We start from the raw sequence: 5,558 nt of genomic DNA, 5'->3' as shown, positions 1-5,558 counted from the left end.
ACCGACCCGCCTGACGAAAGGTGAACCATGACAAACCCGTTCGACGACGATGACGCCCAGTTCTATGTCCTCGTCAACGCCGAGGGCGAGCACTCGCTGTGGCCCGTCTTCGCCGCCGTGCCGACCGGCTGGACCATCGCCTACGGCGCGGCTGCGCGCAGCACGTGCCTGGAATACGTCGAGACCCACTGGACCGATATGCGCCCCAAGTCGCTGATCGCCGCCATGATGCCGAAGACCAACTGAATGCCGGGGCGCGCCGGTCCACATCCCTGCCGACCGGCGCGCCCCCTTGGCCGAATCAGGGTGCGTACGGCGCCAGGGCGGTGGCGATTCGCTGGAGATCAGCGAGATTCGTTGTGCCGTTGCCGGCGGCAAGATGTGCCGCCGCATCTCGCAGTGAACAGCCCAACAGCTCGCGGATCACGACAAGCTGGACGATGACGGACCAACCGGAATCGGCCAGCGCGCGTTCGGCGGCGTGCATGCCGCCCTTTGCCAGCGCGTCCCGCGCGGCCGCCAGCTCGTGAACGCAATGGTCGAGGAGCCGTGGATACAGTGTGTCGGCGTCGTCGACCACCGGTGCGAGGGCGATCGCGAAGCGCCAGACGTATTCGTCGTGGGCGTTGATCAGGTGTGGATGGGCTGTGGCGAACAGAGGGGACCGACAACAACCGCCCCGTGACTAGACGTCCACGCGTTGCGAGTCGATCACCGTCCTGGCCTGCTGCCGCCACTCGGACACCGCGCGGCCGCTCCCGTGTCGCAGCGTCGAGTCGAATCGTCTGGCGCGCTTGGTGACCGTCAGGCCGACATAGGTGTGCGCGTCGGTGATGGCGGCGGTGGCGACCGCGCAGGCCTCGTCCACCTCGCCGGAAGCCAGCAGCGCGGTCGCGTGTTCGAAACGCACCAGCGCGGGTTCCATGGTCTCGTTCGGGTCGTACAGTGCGATGGCCTGCGCCGCCGCGGCGGCCGTCTCGTCGGGCTTGCCGAGCCTGGCGTATCCGATGGCGCGGTAGAAGGCGAGCTTCTCCGGCCGGAACGAGAAGATGCCGATCGGCAGCTCTTCGGTACCGACGCTGCCCAGCGCACGCGCGGATTTGTCTATGCAGTGGGCGAATTGGCTTTCGTCGCCGAGATCGGCGTGCGCCCGTGCCGCCATGCCCCAGAGCCAGGCGGCGGCCGCGCCGGTCGCCGGATCTTCCGCGAGACGCGGGTCGAGCAGGCGCAGCACTTCCCTCGGCTTGTCGCTGTAGGTGGGCAGGTAGGCCAGACCGGCGAGGGCGATGTCCTCCGAGTAGCGATCGCCGATGTCCTGTGCCGCGTGGATCGCGGTGGTGTACCAGAGGCGGGCCTGGCCGAAATGACCTTCGTTGAACAAGATCTCGCCGACCACATTGGCCAGCCGGCCTGCGGTGCGCACCAGCCTGATCTGATGGTGGGTGGCCTGGCGCTCGCCGAGACACGCACGGACCGTGCGGAACTGGTCGAGAGTGCTCTGCAGCAGCTCGTGCGGCGGCACCCGGACGACCTGCTTGCCGAGTACGGAGGTGGATTGCTCCAGGACGCCCAGCCTGCGCTCGCTGATCGACCCGGCGTCCAGGGCCGCGAGCATCTTCTCCGGTTCACTTGCCAAAAGGTCGACCGCATGGCCCGCCAGACCTGCGCCGATGCAGGCCAGCAGTTCCCGCCTTCTCACGTCGTCATCCTCGACTTCCTTGTCGAGCCCGATCGGCGCGGACCGAACCTCGGTTCCGCCCCGCGCTGTTTCCCTACCGAGCTTGATTGTCCGATCGAGCGCCGCGCTCGCATCGTCGGTTGCGCGGCCCGCGTCGCGGCCCGCCGTGATCGCCCGCTCGAATCGCGTGACGACGACTGAATCGGCCTCGGACAGCACTCGATCGAGTAGCCGACGGCTTGCGGCGTGCATCCGGGTTGTCCGGCCGTTCTCCCACAAGACCACGGTGCGCGGGGTGACGCCCACCAAACGTGCGAACTCGTAACGACTCCGCTTCATCGCCGAGCGAAGGGCAAGTACGTCTTCGCCCGTCCAGTCGACCTCAACCATATGACCCGCTTCCTCGCATCAGGCCGATTCACTCGGAAATTACTCGCATTTACTGCATTCCGGGCTGTTATGTACCCAATCGCAACGCGCACTCTGTATTTCGCACCCGGCGCCAAGGTTGTGCCCAGACCTTTGGGAGCGTCCGCTCTCCGGAACCCGGCGCACGGTCCCGACGCGGCCTCGATCCAGCCGCCTCGAGCTCGGTTCCGCCGGCGCTCCCGGCGCCGGGTGCACTGAACTTCGCGGAGGTGAACGATGAACGTCCCGCACTTCGACCAGCGTGAGCTGTGGCTGGTCCAAAGCCGTGACTGCACACAGGAACCGCAGGTCCTGGACTACGATCGCGCCCGATTCATCCTGTCGGTGCACGCCGGGCACGGCAGCGGATGCCGCCAATACCTAGCCGCCTCCGCCTACTGCTTCCGGCGCACCGCGGACACATGATCCGATGTACTCCACACTGTCCATGCTGACCGGATGCGGTCTGGTTCTCTCCCTCATCGGCATCATCGGAACCTACGTCGGAGACACCCGAGCCACCGACGGACACCGCGCTCCCCCAGCCCCTTTCACGGTCGCCGAAGCCCACCGCGCAATGCAGCAACACCGCGGTTGCCGCGCAGATGCTTGCGCCCGCAAAGGAGCCGCCTTCCGCACCCTGGTCGCGGAGGGGCGTATCGTTCCCGACACGCGCGCCGACGGTTATTCGACATAGTTTCCGGCGATTTCTGCGAAGTATCCACAGAATTCCGGTCCGCGCCCGCGTGCTCCGAAGGCTCGCCGCCGAATACAGGGCCGACATCACCGAGCCTGCGCTTGGGCCGTCGGCGTCGAAGCCTTTGATGCTCTGGCACATCGACACCACGATCGACCCGTGGGAGCATGACAACATCGTGCTCGACACGTGTTGCGATCGTGAGTGGCAGGGGAGGAACCGTGAGCGAATCGCCCTCGGGCGGTGAGCTATTCACCGTAACGCCGCCGGAACTAGTGCAAGCCGCGAAGGCCGTGAAGAATCTGTTGGACAGTCTGACGTCCGGATTCAGATCCCTCGATGCCGACGTGGAATCGCTGACCGCTACGTGGAAAGGTCGCCAACGTGACCTGTTTGCGGAAGGCTACGACGAAGTCCGTCAAGGGTTGGCCGACCTGCTCGATGCCATAGGCGACACAACCGTGGCGTTGAACGCCAGCGCCGAGGCGTATCTGGCCCAGCAGCAGGCAAATGTGACCGCCATCGAATCGGTGGCCTCATCGCTGGATCTGCCCAATGCGTCATAGCGTGAATCTGGAGCTGCTCGACTCGGTGATCGCCCGGATGAAGGGCTTCGAAGGGTTTTTCGACGAGCAGATCACCGCCTTCGACAGCGCCGTCGCCCAGCTACAGGGCGTGTGGGAGGGTGAGGCGGCCACCGCGCAGCAAGAAGCCCACCAGCGGATGATGGACGCCGCCAAGGACATCCACGATGGCATTCAGGACATGCGCCGGGCGGCACAGGCCGCACACGGCCGTTACAGTGCTGCGATCGCCGCGAACCTGGAGATGTGGCGGGGCTGAGCCGGCGTGTCGGAACTGGATGTCGATCCTGAACTGTTCTACGAGCTGGCCGGCGAGTACAGCCGGGCCAGCACCGCAGCCTCCGCGGCGCTGCGCAAGATGGACGCCGAGATACGTGTCGAGAACATGAGTGGGGGAGATCCCGGCGGCAAAGAATGGGGCGCAGACTATTTCAGGTCCGGCATCGAAGCGGTGGTCACCGCGAGCATGGCCACCGATGTGCTGGTGCGGATGGCCGCGCTGATTCGGCAGAGCGGGGTGAACCACGATCAGTCCGAGAACGCTGAGGAGTACAACAAACCCGGCGGCGCGCTGCCGGACGCCGACCCGGGCGGGCAATCGTTCACAGCCAAGCCTTTGAAGAACCCCGCAGGCGGTAACCGCGAAGAGCCGTTCGGCTGGCCGCTGGTCATGGGTTCGGTCGTGTGGATCAACGGCGACACCGTCAAACTGCAGCAGGTGGCCGCGAGCTGGCTGAACACCGCCAGCGTCTACAGTGCGCTGGATGCCGAGATCCGCGCGAAGATGAAGAAGCTGCTCGGCTCGACGGCGCCGGAGATTCCCGATATCGATCAGACGAACAAGACCGTTCTGGACGCGATCGATCTACTCGCTGATGCGTTGCGGCAGCAGAGTGGCGCCACCAGTGGCTACGCCGATCTGCTTGCTGCGGCGCAGGGAGGTATCGAGCGCGAGATGGCGTTGCAGACGGTCACGCAAGCGATCAACACCATCAACGCCGCCACCATCGGCAAGCCGATCGAACCAGCGATCCGGAAGGCCGCCGAGATCGAGCTCGACTACAGCCGCACCAGAATCCAGCAGATCCTCGATGGGCTGACCGAATCGCGCAAGCTGTCCCAAACCGTGTTCGCCTCGGTGTCGGCCACAGTGGTCAGCAGCGTGAACACCAAGTTCAAACCGGTTCTCGACCGTCAATTGAAGCGACCACCCGAACCGACTCACTCTGACAGAGCACGGGAGAACAGGCTCAAAGGGGCGAAAGCCGAGGCCCGCGCTGGCATCGATCCCACCAAAACCAAGAAGTCGGTCCCGTCCGCAACCAAGACTGCGAAACACCGCATCCCTGACGACCTCGATGACGCGAACAAGCGGTTGACCGAGGTCAAGAACGTCCAACGCCAGGAATACACCGATCAGATCAAGGACTTCGTCGCCTACACTCAAGCCAACGGCTACGAGTTCGTGCTGGTCACCGACATCAACACTCAACTAGCGCCGGAGATCGAGGACTTGATCAAACAGGGCAAGATCAAACACGTGAAGATGGACTTCGAGTGACCGCCACCGACGACGCTGCCGCGACCAAGCTGCTCGAGGAATACCAGCTTGCTGGCGGATACGGGAGAACAATCTCCGAGATCGCAGATATGCCCAATGCGTCGCCGAAGGTCATTGCTCTGCTTTCACAGTGGCTTATCGAGCTGGAAAAACGCTGGCCCGGACCAGAAACCGAGGGACGGGCGCTTGCGCGGTTGAGCTTGGCGAGAGCACTGGGACACAAGTACGCGCGCAAGACCGCCGCGGTTCCGGCATTGATCTCGCAGTTCGATACTGCCAAGTCGATCGGCTCGCGGGAGCGATGGGCAGCGGGTCACGCGCTGTACGACATTCCCGCTGGCGTGGACTACTTCGACCAACTCGCAGCCATTGCGACGAATCGAGAGTTCGGCGACGACCGCCAGATGGTCGTCTCCTGGCTGGCCAAGTCCCGCCACCCCGACGCGGTGGCGGTCGCGCTGTCCCAACTCGACGACGAGGCGGTGCAGGGTCACGCCCTGGAAGTACTGTCGAAGCTACGCGCCCAAGGAGTCCGCGACCGTGTAGAGCCATTCCTGAACTCGAAGAACAAGTGGCACAAGCGTTCTGCTGAACGCATCGTGCGCTACGACGAGAGCTGACGGGCCCTGC

The 5,558-nt window shown here is 64.6% G+C and carries 8 protein-coding genes; 6 read left to right on the top strand and 2 right to left on the bottom strand.

All coding sequences use genetic code 11. The features are described 5' to 3' along the window. Positions 1–27: 27 nt before the first annotated feature. Complete coding sequence (locus ACRWNM_RS08510; protein ID WP_431965233.1) at positions 28–246, top strand: MbtH family protein; 219 nt, start codon at positions 28–30, stop codon at positions 244–246. 55 nt (positions 247–301) lie between these two features. Here the strand turns inward: ACRWNM_RS08510 and ACRWNM_RS08505 are convergent, their stop codons facing one another. Then, positions 302–580 carry a hypothetical protein gene (locus tag ACRWNM_RS08505; protein ID WP_431965231.1) on the bottom strand — a complete coding sequence of 93 codons (279 nt, stop codon included), beginning with the start codon at positions 578–580 and terminating at the stop codon, positions 302–304. Between the two features lie 105 nt (positions 581–685). Beyond that, positions 686–2,068, bottom strand: coding sequence for a helix-turn-helix domain-containing protein (locus ACRWNM_RS08500; RefSeq protein ID WP_431965229.1), 1,383 nt, complete (start codon positions 2,066–2,068; stop codon positions 686–688). A gap of 255 nt (positions 2,069–2,323) precedes the next feature. Between ACRWNM_RS08500 and ACRWNM_RS08495 the strand changes: the two genes are divergently transcribed. The 5 genes from ACRWNM_RS08495 to ACRWNM_RS08475 all read left to right on the top strand — a co-directional run bounded on the left by ACRWNM_RS08495 (position 2,324) and on the right by ACRWNM_RS08475 (position 5,548). Continuing rightward, a complete protein-coding gene (locus ACRWNM_RS08495) occupies positions 2,324–2,512 on the top strand; it encodes a hypothetical protein (protein ID WP_431965227.1) in 189 nt (62 codons plus the stop codon). 492 nt (positions 2,513–3,004) lie between these two features. Further along, complete coding sequence (locus ACRWNM_RS08490) at positions 3,005–3,349, top strand: WXG100 family type VII secretion target (RefSeq protein WP_431965225.1); 345 nt, start codon at positions 3,005–3,007, stop codon at positions 3,347–3,349. 1 nt (position 3,350) lies between these two features. Beyond that, positions 3,351–3,626: a WXG100 family type VII secretion target gene (locus ACRWNM_RS08485; RefSeq protein ID WP_431965223.1), complete on the top strand. Its 276-nt coding sequence runs from the start codon at positions 3,351–3,353 to the stop codon at positions 3,624–3,626. Positions 3,627–3,632: 6 nt separating this feature from the next. Continuing rightward, a complete protein-coding gene (locus tag ACRWNM_RS08480; protein WP_431965221.1) occupies positions 3,633–4,928 on the top strand; it encodes a putative toxin in 1,296 nt (431 codons plus the stop codon). Continuing rightward, positions 4,925–5,548: a HEAT repeat domain-containing protein gene (locus ACRWNM_RS08475; protein ID WP_431965219.1), complete on the top strand. Its 624-nt coding sequence runs from the start codon at positions 4,925–4,927 to the stop codon at positions 5,546–5,548. Before ACRWNM_RS08480 ends, ACRWNM_RS08475 begins: the two co-directional genes overlap by 4 nt. Positions 5,549–5,558: the final 10 nt, after the last annotated feature.

It is taken from the genome of Nocardia sp. bgisy134 (assembly GCF_965341865.1).
GTDB lineage: Bacteria > Actinomycetota > Actinomycetes > Mycobacteriales > Mycobacteriaceae > Nocardia.
Note: the sequence above shows the minus strand (reverse complement) of the source record. Positions and strands in the feature narration are given on the sequence as shown.

Bases quoted from the DNA above. Each gene is read 5' to 3' on its own strand.
- ACRWNM_RS08510 (WP_431965233.1), top strand. From the start codon at position 28: ATGACAAACCCGTTCGACGACGATGACGCCCAGTTCTATGTCCTCGTC.
- ACRWNM_RS08500 (WP_431965229.1), bottom strand. From the start codon at position 2,068: ATGGTTGAGGTCGACTGGACGGGCGAAGACGTACTTGCCCTTCGCTCG.
- ACRWNM_RS08495 (WP_431965227.1), top strand. From the start codon at position 2,324: ATGAACGTCCCGCACTTCGACCAGCGTGAGCTGTGGCTGGTCCAAAGC.